Origin of the sequence: Nocardioides nitrophenolicus (genome assembly GCF_016907515.1) — a bacterium.
GTDB lineage: Bacteria > Actinomycetota > Actinomycetes > Propionibacteriales > Nocardioidaceae > Nocardioides > Nocardioides nitrophenolicus.
The window spans coordinates 2,954,370-2,968,781 of record NZ_JAFBBY010000001.1; the positions used below are offsets into that span (position 1 = coordinate 2,954,370).

Below are 14,412 nucleotides of genomic sequence, written 5' to 3' on the forward strand. Positions count from 1 at the left end.
ATTATCCGAACGATCAGGCACACAAAGGTGCGATGGACGTGAACGATTGCTGTCACGACCATGGATCCGTGGGTGCCCTCTACTGCTTGCTCTCGGCCGCCGGCTTCGGGCTGATGGCCGTCTTCGCTAAGTCCGCGTACGACGAGGGCGTGTCCGTCCCGGCGCTGCTCCTGGTGCGCTTCGCGCTGGCCGCCGTCCTGCTGCTCGCGATCGCGGCGAGCCGCGGGGCGCTGCGCGGCCTGACCCGCCGGGCGGTGCTGGTCGGCTTGGCGATGGGCGTCTTCGGGTACGCCGTGCAGGCATCCTTCTACTTCTCCGCGCTCCAGCACCTCGACGCCTCGCTGGTGGCCCTGGTCTTCTACGTCTACCCGGTCACCGTGATGGTCGCGTCGATCGCGGTCGGGCGCGAGCGGGCCTCCGTGCGTCGGGTGGCCGCGCTGCTGGTCGCCCTCGGCGGGATCGGCCTGGTCCTGGCCGGCGCCGCGACCGGGCAGTTCGACACCGTCGGCGTGCTGCTCTCGCTCGGCGCGGCGGCAACCTACACCGGCTACATCGTCGTCGGCGACCGGGTCACCGCCGGCACCCCGCCGGTCGCGCTCGCGGCGCTGGTCTGCACCGGCGCCACCGGTGCCCTGCTCGCCGTGGACGGGGTGCGCGGCCTGCCCGACCTGGGCTTCGGCGCCGCCGGCTGGGGCTGGCTGGCCGCACTGGTGCTGATCAGCACCGTCGCGTCGGTGCTGCTCTTCTTCGCCGGCCTCGCCAAGGTCGGTCCCTCGACCGCCGCGATCCTGTCGATCCTCGAGCCGGTCGTGACCGTGCTCAGCGCGGCCGCCGTGTTCGGCGAGACGCTGACGGCGCCGCAGTGGGGCGGCGGGCTGCTGGTCCTCGCCGCGGTGGTGCTGGTGCAGCTGCCCGCGCGGGGTCGGGTACCGGTCGTCGTACCCGGGGTCAGGTCGCGCGCACCACGCCGACCGGCTCGGGCTGGAAGCCCGGGAACACCTGCGCCGACGATGCCCCGAGCCGGTTGACGACCACCTCCGACAGGACGCTGCGGTAGTCGGTGGTGACCAGCAGGTCGCCGTCGACGGTGTTGACCAGGCCGGGCCACCGGCCGTGGTAGCCGCCGACGACCCCGGCGCCGAGCAGGAACATCACATTGCCGTAGCCGTGGTCGAGGCCGTAGTTGGCGTTCTCCTTCGTGCGGCGGCCGAACTCCGAGAGCGTGACCACGGTGACCTTCGCCATCAGCGGCCCGAGGTCGGTGAGGAACGCGGCCAGCGCGGCGGCGAGCTCCTTGGTCATCCGCTGGAGCTGACCCCACTCCAAGGTGCCGAGGTCGACGTGGTGGTCCCAGCTGCCGGTGTCGATGGTGATCACCTCGGCGCCGATGTCGCCGCGGATGGTGCGGGCGGCCGAGGCCAGGCTCTCGCCGAGGTCGCCGTCGGGGTAGACCGCGCCGTTCGCCGGCGTCGCGGAGGAGTCGCGGACCGGCGCGAAGTCGGCGATCGCCCGCATCGCCGACCGGGCGCCGGCCCCCAGCGGGCCGGGCGCGTCGGCCCACATCGTCGCCATCGACCGGGGCCGGCGCCCGTTGGTGTCCCAGCGGTCCGCGCCCGCGAGCTTCATCGACTCGACCCGGTCGACGGCGACGGCGGGCTCCGGACCCAGCAGCGCGGCCGGGAGCACCGAGTCGCCGAACTGCACCGCCTGCAGCGGATCCTGCTCCGCATCGCGCCCGATCAGGCGGTTGAGCCAGCCCACCCGCTCCGCCGACCCAGGATCGGCGTCCTCGACCTCCTCGATGGCCGCGAAGTGCGAGCGGTTCGGTGCCGGGAGTCCGGTCGCGTGGACGGCCGCCATCGAACCGGCGTTCCACCACGGCAGGAGCGGCGCGAGGTCGGGGTGGAGGCCGAAGAAGGCGTCCTTGGCGACCAGTCGGGCCGACGGTACGGCGATCCGCGGGCGCGCCGCGTAGTAGACCGGGTCCGCGTGCGGCACCACCAGGCTCATCCCGTCGACGGCGCCCCGCATCGAGAGCACCACCAGCACCGCCGGCGCGCTCGACGTCGCGGCGTACGACGTCGACATGAAGGCCCCGCCGATCGCGGTCGTGGTGGTCAGCGCGGCGGTGGTGCCGGCGACGCCGCGGAACAGCCCGCGGCGGGACAGCCCCCGGTTCAGGGCGGCGAACTCGTCGCAGGAGCAGTCGGGGGTCATCGGTACCTCACCGGGTCAGGTGGAGGGGTGAGTCGAGCAGGACGGTGATCAGGCGCGGGAACTCCCAGGCCAGGATCCGGTGCCGGGCGGTGAGCACGTCGGCCGGCGCGCAGCCGGCCGCCTCGCACGCCGCCTGCAGCATGGTCGCCTCGACCGGGAGGCCGAGCAGGGTGCGGCACAGGTGGTCGACCAGCTCGTCGAAGCGGATGCTGCTGACCGGCGTGGCGGGCGGGTCGGCCGGGTCGGGAGGGTCGGGCACGACCGGGTCCGGCGGCGGCGTGGGAGTCGGCGGGGGAGCCGCCGGCGGGGTGCGCTTCTTCTTTTTCTTCTTCTTCTTTTTCTTCTTCTTGCCCTTCTTCGGACGGCCGACGACGAGCGGGTCCTCGTCGGCGGGCGCCGCCGGTGCGGCCGGGGGCAGCCAGGAGAGCGGGTCGCGGTACTGCGCGCCCTGGACCGGCCACCAGCCGCCGCTCATCGTGTAGTGGATGTCGAGCGAGGCGAGGAAGCGCGACGTCGACGACCAGGCCTGCGCGCTGTCCGGCCGGCCGTCGGGGCGCGGCCAGTTGAACGGCTTCGCGCCGATCCGCTGGGCCTGCCACAGCATGGTGTTGGCGGCCGACTCGTCGGCCACGGCGCTCGGTCCCGCCGTGAGCCGTACGCCGAGCGCACGGTAGGTCGCGACCACGTCCTCGGACGGGGTGCGCACCTTGGTGTCGGTGGCGGCCCGGTACTCCGCCGACCGGATCAGCGCCCGCAGCACCGGGACGATGGCGGTGTCCTCGGCGAGGTAGACCGCGGCCAGGTCGTCGACCAGCGCGGCGGAGGGGGCGTCGGAGACGAAGCGGACCGCGAGCCGGCGGGCGATCCGGCGCGCGGTGGCCGGGTGCCGCGCCAGGTAGCGCAGGTACGCCGACAGCGCGGGACGCCCGTCCGGGGCGCTGTTGGGGTGGCTGAAGCCGATCACCTCGACCGGTCCGGTCCAGTGGGCGGCCGGGTCGTAGGAGGTGGCCCAGGTGGTCCAGATGCCGACCTTGAACCCGGTCAGCAGCCGGGCCGAGGCCTTCACGTCGTCCTCGTCGTACTGCCCGACGCCGACGGTGTGCAGCTCCAGCAGCTCGCGGCCGAGGTTCTCGTTGGGGGCGGACTTGTGGGAGTTCGCGTTGCCGAGATAGACGCTCATCGCGGGATGGGTGATCGCCGCCTCGAGCAGGTCGGAGAAGGTGCCGAGCGCGTGCGCGCGGATCACCTTGCCGTAAGCCGTGCGGAACGGGCCGACCGCGCCCTGCGCGGGGACGTGCAGGTGGTGCTCCCACAGCTCGGCCATGGTCTCCAGGACCTGCCGCTGCGAGCCGAAGCGCCGGACCATCGCCCACGACTGGTAGTTGGCGTCGGCCCACCACAGCGACTCGACCTCGCTGCGGTCGCGCTGCCACACCGTCGCGTCGTCGGCGTTGATCGAGAGCCACCACCGGGAGGTGTCGTGGTACCACGCGTCGTCGTACGTGCCGTCCAGCTGCCGCTCGAACCAGGCGTCGAAGCCGCCGGCGTCGGCGATCTGGTCGCGCAGGGCCGGGGTGTAGCCGGCGGTGAACCGGCGGATGCCGTGCCAGGTCTCGGCGTCGGGGACCGCCGTGGCGGGGTAGCCGCGGACGTCCGGAGCCGCGCTCGCCGCGGCAGGCCGGGCCAGCACCGCGCCCAGGCCGGCGGCGGCGCCGGACAGGATCGCGCGGCGCGCCGCACGAGCAGGGTGGGTACCCATGAGGGTGGGATCGGCCGGTCGCGGCGCTACTTGAGCAGCTTGCTCATCCGGCGGTCGGCGAGGGGCTTGCCGCCGGTCTGGCAGGTGGGGCAGTACTGCAGGCTGGAGTCGGCGAAGGACACCTCCCGCACGATGCCCCCGCACACCGGACACGGCTTGCCGGTCTGGCCGTGCACCGCGAGATTCGACTTCTTCTCGGCCTTCAGCTCGCTCGCGGCGAGCCCGCGGGAGCGCTCGACGGCGGCGCCGAGGGTGTCGCGGACGGCGGCGTACAGGACCGCGAGGTCGTCGTCGGTGAGGCTGTCGGCCGGTTTGAAGGGCGACATCCGCGCGGCGTGCAGGATCTCGTCGGAGTAGGCGTTGCCGATGCCGGCGATGGTGCCCTGGTGGCGCAGCACGCCCTTGAGCTGCTTGCGCCCGGCGTCGGCGAGGATCGCGGCCAGCCGCTCGGGCGTGAAGTCGTCGGTGAGGGGGTCGGGGCCGAGGCTGGCGATGCCGGGGACGTCGAGCGGGTCGCGCACCAGGTAGAGGGCCAGCGACTTCTTGGTGCCGGCCTCGGTGATGTCGAGGCCCGGCGTGAGGCCGTCGCGCTCGTCGAGGACGACGCGTACCGCCAGCGTGGACTTGGTGCTCGGGCGCGGCGGCAGCGCCGGCACCTCGTCCTTCCAGCGCACCCAGCCCGCGCGGGCGAGGTGGAGCACGAGGTGCAGGCCGCTGGCCTCGATGTCGAGGAACTTGCCGTGCCGTCGTACGTCGTCGACGAGGGTGCCCTCGATCGCCGACAGCGGCGGGTCGTAGGTCTTGAGCGCGCTGAAGGCCGCGATGTGCACGCGGGTGATGGCGCGCCCGTCCAGCCGGCCCCGCAGGTCGAGGGCCAGGGCTTCCACCTCGGGCAGCTCGGGCACGGGTCCAGCCTAGGACTTGCTCCCGACGCTATGCCCGGGATCCGGGACTTCGTCCCGATTCCGGCCCGGGCGCATCACCTCGCCGGGGCGCCCCGTGTTGTCAGGTCATCGGCGCCGCTCGGGAGCCCCTCCATCCCCGTTCCCGAAGGGACCTCCCATGCACAGCAGGCACCTCACCCTTGGTTCGCTCGCCCTCGTGGCGGTCCTCGGCTCCGGATCCGGCCTCCTCCCGGTCGCGGCCGCGACCCCGGCCGGCCCCGACACCGTGCCGGGCTGCGGGCAGCCGGCCGTCCCGGCGCAGTGGGGGAGCGTCGAGCATCCCGCGGTGACCCGCCAGGTCGCGGCGACCACCCGCGTCGAGTGGCGGTGGCAGCGGACCGTCGCGACCACGGAGCGGGAGTACGCCCGCGAGACCGCCGCGGCCGTCGTCCTGGTGCACTGGACCAGGACCGTCGAGCAGGTCGAGCACGAGTACGCCCGGACCGTCGTCGACCGGGCGGCCGTGCCCGGCGTACCCGAGCAGGGGCACGCCGAGACCCGGGTGGTGACGCCGGCGGTGACCGCCGAGGAGTGGGAGTACGTCCAGCAGACCACCGGGAATCTCCGCTGGCGGTGGGCCGGCTGGAACGCCGGCGACAACGGCGCGGGCTGGTCGTGGACCGGCCGCACCCGTGAGGTGGAGGTCTCGCCCGCCGTCACCGAGCAGGTCTGGGTCGTGGACCATCCCGCCGTCCCGGCCGAGCCGGAGCAGTCGCACGTCGAGACCGCCTGGGTCGCCGACGGTACGCCGCCCCCCGCCGGCGCGACCCCGACCGGCGTCGCCCGCACCGTCTCCTCGGGTGCTGAGGAGCAGGACCTGCCGGTCGGCGAGCCGCCCGCCGGCGCCGGCTGGGTCGAGGGCGCCACCGCGGAGATCTCCGCGGCGGAGGAGGAGCGGGTCTGGCTGCCCGACGGCACCGCGCCCGACCCGGGCTTCGACGCGACCGGCGAGACCCGCCCCGGCCCGGCCCGGGTGGAGACCACCGACGTCACCTCGGCCCTGCCGCCCGCGGGCGAGGGCTGGGCCGAGCTGCCCGGCTCCGCGGTCGAGCGGGTCGTCGAGGCGGCTCGCGAGGTCGTCGTCCAGCCGGCCTGGGTGGAGGACTTCGTCGTCGTCGCCGCTCAGCCCGCCGGCCCGCCGTGCGCCGAGGTGCCGGCCGGGGTGCCGGCCGGGGTGCTCGCGGAGACGGAGACGCAGCCGGTGATCGAGTCGGTCGTCGTCACCGGCGGCGTGGTCGGGGGAGAGGTCGGCGGCGTGGCCGACGGCGCGGTCGTGCCCGCGGTGGCCCCGGCGTCGGCCGCGCTGCCGGCGTCCGGCGCCTGAAGGCGGGCGGGGAGCAGCAGCACGCTGACGGCGCGTGGCCGATCCGACACGCTAGGTCGATCTAGAGAAACCGCTAGACATCCCGATAGCGTCGGATCATGGACCCGATCCGCAACCCGTACGCCCCCGGCGCCGGGCAGCGTCCGCCCGAGCTCGCCGGCCGTGACGAGCAGCTGGCGGCCTTCGACGTCGTGCTGGAGCGGGTCGCGCGCGGGCGACCGGAGCGCTCGCTGGTGCTGACCGGGCTGCGCGGGGTGGGGAAGACGGTGCTGCTCAACGCGCTGCGCTCGGCCGCGGTCCGCAAGGGCTGGGGGACCGGCAAGCTCGAGGCGCGGCCCGACCAGTCGCTGCGCCGGCCGCTCTCGTCGGCGCTGCACCAGGCGGTCCGCGAGCTGGGCCACCCGGAGCCCGCCGAGGCGGATCACGTGCTGGGCGTGATCCGGTCCTTCGCGCAGCGCGAAGCCGGCGCCGACGCCAAGCTGCGCGACCGGTGGTCGCCGGGGATCGACGCGCCCGTCGTCCGCGGCCGGGCCGACTCGGGCGATGTCGAGATCGACCTGGTCGAGCTGCTCACCGACGTCGGAGGGCTCGCGGCCGACGTCGGCAAGGGCGTCGCGGTCTTCATCGACGAGATGCAGGACCTCGGCGCCGACGACGTGTCCGCGCTGTGCGCGGCCTGCCACGAGCTGAGCCAGAACGGCCTGCCGGTCATCGTCGTCGGCGCGGGCCTGCCCCACCTGCCCGCCGTACTGTCGGCCAGCAAGTCCTACTCCGAGCGGCTGTTCTCCTACCAGCGCATCGACCGGCTCTCCCGCGACGCCGCCGACCGGGCCCTGGTCGCGCCCGCCGCCGAGGAGGAGGCCGCCTTCACGCCCGAGGCCCTCGCCGCGATGTACGACGCCACCCGCGGCTACCCGTACTTCATCCAGGCCTACGGCCGCTCCGTCTGGGACCTCGCCCCGCGCACGCCCATCACCGCCGAGGACGTCGCCGTCGCCGGACCCGAGGCCGAGACCGAGCTCGCCGTCGGCTTCTTCGGCTCCCGCTACGAGCGGGCCACTCCTGCCGAGCGCGACTACCTGCGTGCCATGGCCGACGCCGCGGTCGCCGCGGCCGAGGACGGCGTCGAGGACCCGGTCGGCTCGGTCGCCACCGCCGACGTCGCCACCGTGCTCGGCAAGAAGCCGCAGTCCCTCTCGCCCGCGCGCGACTCGCTGCTCAAGAAGGGGTTGATCTACTCCGGCGAGCGGGGGCGGATCGCGTTCACGGTGCCGCACTTCGGGAGGTACCTCCGCGCCCAGGCGTGACCGGGGCGCCGATAGGTTGGCCCCATGTACGGAGAGGTCGTGTCCGCGAGTCCGCTGACCCCCCAGCTGGTCCGGGTCGTGCTCGGCGGGCCGGGACTGGAGACGTTCGAGCTCGGCGCCGACGCCGACCAGTACGTCAACTGCTTCTTCCTCCCCGATGCGGCGCCGTACGCCGTGCCCTTCGACGACGAGGCGGTCCGCGAGCTGCCGCGCGAGCAGCGGCCCTACCCGCGCCGGATCACGGTCCGCGCCTGGGACGAGGAGCGCCGCGAGCTCACCCTCGACATCGCCACCCACGGCGACCTCGGCTACGCCGGCCGCTGGGCGGCGCACGCCCAGCCCGGCGACCGGCTGCAGTTTCGTGGTCCGGCCGGCGGCTACCGGCCGCCCGCCGACGCCGACAGCTACCTCCTCGTCGGCGACGAGAGCGCCCTGCCCGCCATCGCGGCGTGCGCCGAGGCGGTGCCCTCCGGCCGCCCGGTGGTCGCGGTCATCGAGGTCGAGGACGCCGCCGGCGAGGTCGCGTTGAGCTCTCCGGGTGACCTCGAGGTGCACTGGGTGCACCGCGCCGGCCGCCACGACGGCCTCGACGACCTGCTCGCCGAGGCCGTGGCCGCGCTGCCGCGGCCCGCCGGCGTGGTGAGTGCGTTCGTGCACGGCGAGGCCGCGGAGACCCGCGCGGTGCGCCGGGTGCTGCTGCGCGCGGGCATCGTCGAGCCCGAGCGGCTGTCCTGCTCGCCGTACTGGCGACGGGGGCTCGACGACGAGGCGTGGCGCGCGGTCAAGGCCGCCTGGGTGCGCGAGGTGGCGGCCGAGCCCGTGGACTGAGACGGCGCTTCGCCGTTCTGACTTAGGTACGGCTAACCTATCGTCCATGATCGTCTGCCAGTGCCGCGTCGTCACGGACCGTGACGTCGACGCCGCCCTGGCCGAGGGTGCCCGGACCGTCGGCGCGGTGTGTCGCTCGACCGGCGCCGCCCAGGACTGCGGCTCGTGCATCTTCTCGGTGAAGGCGCTGGTTCGCCAGCACCACGAGGAGCAGTGCGCGCACCTGCGGGCCGACGGCGCCGCGAGCTGAGCGCGTTCTGAGCCTGGCCTCACCCCGGGGGTGCTGTGCCAGCATCGGCGGCAGGTCCCCATCGCCGGAGGTAGGTCCATGCAGCCAGTCGCTCCCCGCGTCGTCGAGCTCCTCAACGAGGCGCTCACCTTCGAGCTCACCGTCACCAACACCTACTTCCTGCACGCCCGGATGCTCGACAACTGGGGCCTGCCGAAGCTCGGGAAGGTGTTCTACGACCTCTCGATCGACGAGATGCGCGACGCCGACGACCTCATCAACCGGATCCTCATGTTCGACGGGCACCCCAACGTCCAGCGGCTCAACGCGATCCAGGTCGGCGAGACCGCGGAGGAGATGCTCGAGCTCGCGCTGGCCAGCGAGCGCGCGGCGGTCGCGCAGTTCAACGCCGGCGCCCAGGAGTGCCACGACCTCGGCGACCACGGCACGGCCGCGGTGTTCGAGGAGATGGTGCGTGACGAGGAGAAGCACGCCGACTGGTTCGAGAGCCAGCTCGACGCGATCAGCCGGATCGGCGCCCAGCAGTACCTCGCCCAGCACATCGGCGCCGGCGAAGGTCCCGAGTAGCCCCCGACGGGCCCCCGCGGTCCTACGCTGACGCCATGACCGCCGCCCCCCGCGACGAGCCGCGCCCGCCGTCCCTGCTCCGCAACGCGCTGCCGCCCGTCCTGTTCCTCCTGTTCTGCGGGATCGTCGGGCCGATCTTCCTGGTCATGGGCCTGGTGACCGACGGCCCCGAAGCCGGCTGGCTGCTGCCGATCGGCATCCTGGTCACGGTGCTGGACCTGGTCATCGGCGTCCTCATCGGTCGCGGCCGCTACCGCTCTGCCCAGAAGCTCTACCGGCTGCGCACCCAGGGCCGACCCGCGCGTGCCCAGGTGCTCTCCTTCGACCCGACCAACGTCCGGATCAACGACCAGCCGCTGCTCAAGCTGCGGCTGCGCATCCACGGCGCCGACCTCGCGCCGTACGAGGTCGAGAGCCGCACCGTCGTCCCGGACTTCCGGATGCCCCTGCTCTACGCCGGCGACCTGCCCGTCCTCGTCGACCCGGAGTCGCGGGAGTGGGAGCTCGACTGGGACGCCGCGGGCCCGGTCGCGCCGATGTCTCCGGTCGCCCCGCCCGCCGAGAAGACGCCCGCGGAGCGACTCGCCGAGCTCGACGACCTGCTCCGGCGCGACCTGGTCAGCCGGGAGGAGTACGACGCCACCCGGGCCCGGATCCTCGACGGGATCTGAGCCCCGCTCGCGGCGGTCCCTGGTCACGGGGCGGTCGACGCCTCCCGCCGCAGCACGAAGTAGAAGAACAGCGGCAGTCCGGCCGAGACCCCCAGCGCGCAGGTGAACACCACTGACCACACGCCCTCCGTCGTGCTGACGAAACGCCGCGAGAGCGCGGCCACGGCGACGACGAGTGCCGAGACGATGACATCGAGCCACGCGAACACGGAGATCCGGTTCGCGACCGCCTGGTCCAAGAGCTCCGGCAGGTCCGGGCCGTGGTCGAGCAGGAAGAGCGCCACGGCGCTGAAGGGGACCACGATGCCGAGGACCACCAGGCCGAGCATGAGGTTCGCGAGGGTCTGGACGCGCATGCCCCGACTATCGAGGACGCGGCCGGCCCCGGTCATCCGACCCGAGTGGCATCTTCGGCCCGATAATCAGTCGCGCCCGCGCCCACCCGGCGCCTAGCCTGTACTCATCATGCTGATCCTCGCCTGACCTCGACTCGCGCCCGCGGCCCTCTGCGCCCGGCGAGTCCGACCCCGTCACCGATCGGATCAGCCATGCCAGCGCCCACCACCGCCTCCCTCGGTCCCCTCGTCGTGCGCGACCTCACCGTCGCCTTCGGTCGTCGTACCGTCCTCGACGGGATCGACCTGCTGGCCCAGCCGGGTCGCCGGATCGGCCTGATCGGGGAGAACGGCGCGGGGAAGTCCACGCTGCTGCGCGCCGTGACCGGCTACCTGCCCGACACCGCGCAGGTGAGCGGCACCATCGAGCGTCCCGCGGACCTGGCGTTCCTCACGCAGGAGCCGCCGTTCCGCGACGACGACACCGTCGCCGACGTGCTCGCGACGGCGCTGCGGCCGCTGCGGGAGGCGGTGGCCGCGGTCGAGCGGCTGGCCGACCGGCTCGACGACCCGGTGATCGCCGAGGAGTACGCCGCCGCGCTCGACCTGGCGCTCGCCCACGACGCGTGGGACGCCGACCGCCGGGCGCTGCTCGCGGCCGAGCAGCTCGGCCTCGACCATCTCGCCCAGGACCGGCGGGTCGGCAGCCTGTCCGGCGGTCAGCGCACCCGGCTGGCGCTGGCGACGCTGATGACCCGGCGCCCCCAGTGCCTGCTGCTCGACGAGCCGACCAACCACCTCGACGACGATGCGGTCGCGCTGCTGGTGGCCTTCCTGCGCGACCTTCCGGGCGTGGTCGTGCTGACCAGCCACGATCGCGTGCTGCTCGACGAGGTCTGCACCGACCTGGTCGACCTCGACCCGGTCGGGATGGGCACCGACGGCCGCGGCGGGCGGCGGTACGGCGGCGGGTGGACGGCGTACGCCGAGGCCCGGGCCGCCGCCCGCCGCCGCTGGGAGGAGACCTACGCCGCCCAGCAGGACGAGCTCGACCGGCTGCGCGAGGCGGCGCGGATCGACAAGAGCGCGGTCGCGCCGGGGCGGGGTCCGCGCGACAACGACAAGTTCATCCACGCCTTCAAGGGCGCGAACGTCGACCGGGCGCTGGCCCGGCGCAAGCGGGACGCCGAGCGACGGCTGGAGGAGGCGGAGCGCGGCCAGGTGCCCAAGCCGCCCGCGCCGCTGCGGCTCGCGACCGGGCTGACCGCGTCCGCCGGCGGCGGCCGCGCGGTCACGGTCCGCGACCTCGTCGTGGCGGGCCGGCTGCGGCTGCCCCACCTGGACCTCGACAGCGGCGAGCACCTGCTGGTCACCGGTGCCAACGGCACCGGCAAGTCGACCCTGCTCGGCGTGCTCTCCGGCCGGGTCGCCCCGAGCGCGGGAACCGTCCAGGTAACGGCCCAGCGGGTCGCCGAGCTCACCCAGGACCCGCTGTTCCCGGACCTCACGGCCACCGCGCGGGCGACCTACGAGCACGCCGTCGGCCCCGACCTGGCCGAACGACGACCACTGCGTAGCCTCGGCCTGCTCCACCCGCGCGAGCACGCCAAGCCGGTGGTGCTGCTCTCGGTCGGCCAGCGGCGCCGGCTGGCGCTCGCCGTCGCGGTCGCCACCGAGCCGGATCTGCTGCTCCTCGACGAGCCGACCAACCACCTCTCGCTCGCACTCGTCACCGAGCTGGAGGAGGCGATCGGGGTCGGCCCCGGCACGATCGTCGTCGCCTCGCACGACCGGTGGCTGCGTCGCCGGTGGACGGGTGAGGAGCTCTCCCTGACCGCTCCCTGACCTCTCCCCGGCTCACCTCACCGCGTCGGCCGACGCCGCTCGCCGAACTGTCGGACCCCCGGCGTACCTTCGTTCGCAGACCTCGCCGATCCCCCAGACAAGGAACCCGATGACCAGCGCCCCCACCCCGATCGACGACGACGACAAGATCACGCCCGAGATCTTGAAGGTCGCCGGCGTCGTCGTGCTCGGCTCCATCATGGCGATCCTCGACACGACCGTCGTCAACGTCGCGCTGCCGACGTTCATGACGAGCTTCGAGGTGAGTTCCTACTCCACCGTCGCGTGGACGATCACCGGCTACACCCTGGCGCTCGCCGCGGTCATCCCCGCCACCGGATGGGCGGCCGACCGGTTCGGCACCAAGCGGCTCTACATGGTGGCGCTGGTGCTGTTCACCCTGGGCTCGGTGCTCTGCGCGACGGCGTGGAGCATCGAGACGCTGATCCTGTTCCGGGTGCTGCAGGGGCTCGGCGGCGGCATGCTCATGCCGCTCGGCATGACCATCATGACCAAGGCGGCCGGACCCCACCGGATCGGCCGGCTGATGGCCATCCTCGGCATCCCGATGCTGCTCGGCCCGATCCTCGGCCCGATCGTCGGCGGTTGGCTGATCGACACCGCCTCGTGGCACTGGATCTTCCTGATCAACCTGCCCCTCGGCATCGCCGCGATCGTCTACGCCCTGGCCGCCCTGCCGTCCGACAACCCCGAGCCCAGCGAGTCCTTCGACGTGGTCGGCATGGCCCTGATGTCGCCCGGTCTCGCGCTCTTCCTCTACGGCGTCTCCTCGATCCCCGGCGAGGGCACCGTCGCCGCCACCAAGGTCCTCGCCCCCGGGCTGGCCGGCCTGGCGCTGATGGTGGCGTTCGTGGCCTGGGCGTTCCGACCCGAGCACCCGCTGCTCGACCTGCGCCTGTTCAAGGACCGCAACCTCACGGTCGCGACCATCGTGATGTTCCTGTTCGCGGGCTCCTTCTTCGGCGCGCTGCTGCTGGTCCCGACCTACTTCCAGGAGATCCGCGGCGAGAGCGTGCTCAAGGCCGGACTCCTGGTGGCACCCCAGGGCCTGGGCGCGATGCTGACCATGCCACTCGCCGGAGCGCTGGCCGACAAGATCCCGGTCGGCCGGATCGTGCCGTTCGGCTTCATCGGCATCATCGTCGGCGTCGGCGGGCTGGCCTTCAGCACCGATCCCGACACCTCCTACGCCCAGATCATCCTCTTCCTGTTCATCATGGGCCTCGGCATGGGCGGCACCATGATGCCGGTCTTCACCTCGGCCCTGAGGACCCTGCGCGAGCACCAGGTCGCCCGCGGCTCGACGCTGATCAACGTGCTCCAGCAGGTCGCCAGCTCGGTCGGCGTCGCGGTGATGTCGGTGGTGCTGACCAACCAGCAGAAGTCGGTCGCCGACCCGTCCGAGGCGTTCCGGGCGCCGTACCTCGTCGCGGCGATCGCGCTCGTCCTCACCCTGATCCCGGTGGCCTTCCTCCCGCGGCGGCGCGAGGAGTCCCACCTGCTCGACGACGAGGAAGGGGGCCCGCGCAGCCCGGTCGTCCTGCACTGACCGGGCCGATCAGTCCCTCGTCGGCGGTCGCGCGCCGCTGACGGCGGTGGTCTCCCGCTCCTCGTCGTGGTGCGTGGTTGCGGTCAGACCCGCATTCGCGAGCGCGTGCACGGCGGCCGGTGCCTGCTCTCGCGACACCTCGGAGAGCAGCACCCCACCGGGCCGCAGCCAGCCGGCGGCGACGGCGGCGACCCGACGGAGCAGGTCGAGCCCGTCGGGGCCGCCGTCGACGGTGCCGCGCGGCTCGTGCTCGCGAGACTCCGGGGGCATCAGCGCGACCGCGGAGCTCGGCACGTAGGGAACGTTGGCGAGGATCACGGCGGCGGTGCCGCGCAGCGCGGGTGGCAGCGCGGCGGCGAGGTCGCCGACGACGGCGCTCCCGCCGACCGGGGCGAGATTGCGGGCCGCGCAGGCGACGGCCACGGGGTCGATGTCGGAGGCGTGCACGCTCAGCCCGGGCACCCGCCGGGCCAGGGCGAGGCCGAGCGCCCCGCTCCCGCAGCACAGGTCGAGCACGGTGTCCCCGGCGGCGACCAGGGGAGCGGCCAGCTCGACGAGGTACGTCGTGCGCTGGCGCGGGACGAACACCCCCGGATCCACCGCGACCCGACCGCCGTCGAAGGCGACCCAGCCGACGACGTACTCGAGGGGCTCGCCGGCGACGCGGCGGGCGAGCAGGTCCTCGAGCTGCGCGGGAGAGGTGGCCGAGGAGGTGAGGATCTCGGCCTCCTCCTCGGCGAACACGCAGCCGGCGGCGCGCAGCCGGGCGACGAGGTCGGGGGAGGACACCCGGTC

At 73.7% G+C, this 14,412-nt stretch carries 14 protein-coding genes; 9 read left to right on the forward strand and 5 right to left on the reverse strand.

The window, feature by feature from the left end; all coding sequences use genetic code 11:
• The first annotated feature begins 68 nt into the window (after window positions 1–68).
• On the forward strand, window positions 69–1,028 hold the full coding sequence (locus JOD66_RS14385) for a DMT family transporter (protein ID WP_204837530.1): 960 nt from the start codon (window positions 69–71) through the stop codon (window positions 1,026–1,028).
• On the opposite strand, the gene JOD66_RS14390 is transcribed toward JOD66_RS14385, so the two are convergent.
• Genes JOD66_RS14390 through JOD66_RS14400 form a run of 3 tightly spaced genes read right to left on the reverse strand, consistent with a single transcriptional unit; the run spans window position 949 to window position 4,881 of the window.
• Entirely contained in the window at window positions 949–2,217 is a 1,269-nt protein-coding gene (locus JOD66_RS14390) for a DUF1501 domain-containing protein (protein WP_204837531.1), read from the reverse strand. The two genes, JOD66_RS14385 and JOD66_RS14390, sit on opposite strands and share 80 nt — an antisense overlap.
• 7 nt (window positions 2,218–2,224) lie before the next feature.
• Window positions 2,225–3,976 carry a DUF1800 domain-containing protein gene (locus JOD66_RS14395; RefSeq protein ID WP_204837532.1) on the reverse strand — a complete coding sequence of 584 codons (1,752 nt, stop codon included), beginning with the start codon at window positions 3,974–3,976 and terminating at the stop codon, window positions 2,225–2,227.
• 26 nt (window positions 3,977–4,002) lie between these two features.
• Window positions 4,003–4,881 carry an Fpg/Nei family DNA glycosylase gene (locus JOD66_RS14400; protein WP_204837533.1) on the reverse strand — a complete coding sequence of 293 codons (879 nt, stop codon included), beginning with the start codon at window positions 4,879–4,881 and terminating at the stop codon, window positions 4,003–4,005.
• A gap of 157 nt (window positions 4,882–5,038) precedes the next feature.
• Between JOD66_RS14400 and JOD66_RS14405 the strand changes: the two genes are divergently transcribed.
• From JOD66_RS14405 to JOD66_RS14430, 6 genes are all read left to right on the forward strand, one after another.
• Window positions 5,039–6,244 carry a hypothetical protein gene (locus JOD66_RS14405; protein WP_204837534.1) on the forward strand — a complete coding sequence of 402 codons (1,206 nt, stop codon included), beginning with the start codon at window positions 5,039–5,041 and terminating at the stop codon, window positions 6,242–6,244.
• Window positions 6,245–6,342: 98 nt separating this feature from the next.
• The gene (locus JOD66_RS14410; RefSeq protein WP_204837535.1) at window positions 6,343–7,551 is read left to right on the forward strand and encodes an ATP-binding protein; all 1,209 of its coding nucleotides are present in this window, start codon (window positions 6,343–6,345) and stop codon (window positions 7,549–7,551) included.
• A 24-nt stretch (window positions 7,552–7,575) separates the two neighbouring features.
• A complete protein-coding gene (locus tag JOD66_RS14415; protein ID WP_204837536.1) occupies window positions 7,576–8,379 on the forward strand; it encodes a siderophore-interacting protein in 804 nt (267 codons plus the stop codon).
• A 46-nt stretch (window positions 8,380–8,425) separates the two neighbouring features.
• Complete coding sequence (locus tag JOD66_RS14420) at window positions 8,426–8,629, forward strand: (2Fe-2S)-binding protein (RefSeq protein WP_204837537.1); 204 nt, start codon at window positions 8,426–8,428, stop codon at window positions 8,627–8,629.
• Window positions 8,630–8,707: 78 nt separating this feature from the next.
• Window positions 8,708–9,196, forward strand: a complete 489-nt coding sequence (gene bfr, locus JOD66_RS14425; RefSeq protein ID WP_204837538.1) for a bacterioferritin — start codon at window positions 8,708–8,710, stop codon at window positions 9,194–9,196.
• 35 nt (window positions 9,197–9,231) lie between these two features.
• Window positions 9,232–9,867 (forward strand): hypothetical protein, encoded by a 636-nt coding sequence (locus JOD66_RS14430; protein ID WP_204837539.1) that lies wholly within the window; start codon window positions 9,232–9,234, stop codon window positions 9,865–9,867.
• 23 nt (window positions 9,868–9,890) lie between these two features.
• Here JOD66_RS14430 and JOD66_RS14435 read toward each other — a convergent pair whose 3' ends face one another.
• Window positions 9,891–10,223, reverse strand: a complete 333-nt coding sequence (locus JOD66_RS14435; RefSeq protein WP_204837540.1) for a DUF2834 domain-containing protein — start codon at window positions 10,221–10,223, stop codon at window positions 9,891–9,893.
• Between the two features lie 192 nt (window positions 10,224–10,415).
• Here JOD66_RS14435 and JOD66_RS14440 point away from each other — a divergent pair, with 192 nt between their 5' ends.
• Window positions 10,416–12,047, forward strand: coding sequence for an ABC-F family ATP-binding cassette domain-containing protein (locus JOD66_RS14440; RefSeq protein ID WP_204837541.1), 1,632 nt, complete (start codon window positions 10,416–10,418; stop codon window positions 12,045–12,047).
• Between the two features lie 109 nt (window positions 12,048–12,156).
• A complete protein-coding gene (locus tag JOD66_RS14445; protein ID WP_204837542.1) occupies window positions 12,157–13,617 on the forward strand; it encodes a DHA2 family efflux MFS transporter permease subunit in 1,461 nt (486 codons plus the stop codon).
• A 9-nt stretch (window positions 13,618–13,626) separates the two neighbouring features.
• Here the strand turns inward: JOD66_RS14445 and JOD66_RS14450 are convergent, their stop codons facing one another.
• Window positions 13,627–14,406 (reverse strand): putative protein N(5)-glutamine methyltransferase, encoded by a 780-nt coding sequence (locus JOD66_RS14450; protein WP_204837543.1) that lies wholly within the window; start codon window positions 14,404–14,406, stop codon window positions 13,627–13,629.
• Window positions 14,407–14,412 lie beyond the last annotated feature (6 nt).

Bases quoted from the DNA above. Each gene is read 5' to 3' on its own strand.
- JOD66_RS14390 (WP_204837531.1), bottom strand. From the start codon at position 2,217: ATGACCCCCGACTGCTCCTGCGACGAGTTCGCCGCCCTGAACCGGGGG.
- JOD66_RS14410 (WP_204837535.1), top strand. From the start codon at position 6,343: ATGGACCCGATCCGCAACCCGTACGCCCCCGGCGCCGGGCAGCGTCCG.
- JOD66_RS14405 (WP_204837534.1), top strand. From the start codon at position 5,039: ATGCACAGCAGGCACCTCACCCTTGGTTCGCTCGCCCTCGTGGCGGTC.
- JOD66_RS14430 (WP_204837539.1), top strand. From the start codon at position 9,232: ATGACCGCCGCCCCCCGCGACGAGCCGCGCCCGCCGTCCCTGCTCCGC.
- JOD66_RS14435 (WP_204837540.1), bottom strand. From the start codon at position 10,223: ATGCGCGTCCAGACCCTCGCGAACCTCATGCTCGGCCTGGTGGTCCTC.
- JOD66_RS14440 (WP_204837541.1), top strand. From the start codon at position 10,416: ATGCCAGCGCCCACCACCGCCTCCCTCGGTCCCCTCGTCGTGCGCGAC.
- JOD66_RS14395 (WP_204837532.1), bottom strand. From the start codon at position 3,976: ATGGGTACCCACCCTGCTCGTGCGGCGCGCCGCGCGATCCTGTCCGGC.
- JOD66_RS14445 (WP_204837542.1), top strand. From the start codon at position 12,157: ATGACCAGCGCCCCCACCCCGATCGACGACGACGACAAGATCACGCCC.
- bfr (WP_204837538.1), top strand. From the start codon at position 8,708: ATGCAGCCAGTCGCTCCCCGCGTCGTCGAGCTCCTCAACGAGGCGCTC.
- JOD66_RS14415 (WP_204837536.1), top strand. From the start codon at position 7,576: ATGTACGGAGAGGTCGTGTCCGCGAGTCCGCTGACCCCCCAGCTGGTC.
- JOD66_RS14420 (WP_204837537.1), top strand. From the start codon at position 8,426: ATGATCGTCTGCCAGTGCCGCGTCGTCACGGACCGTGACGTCGACGCC.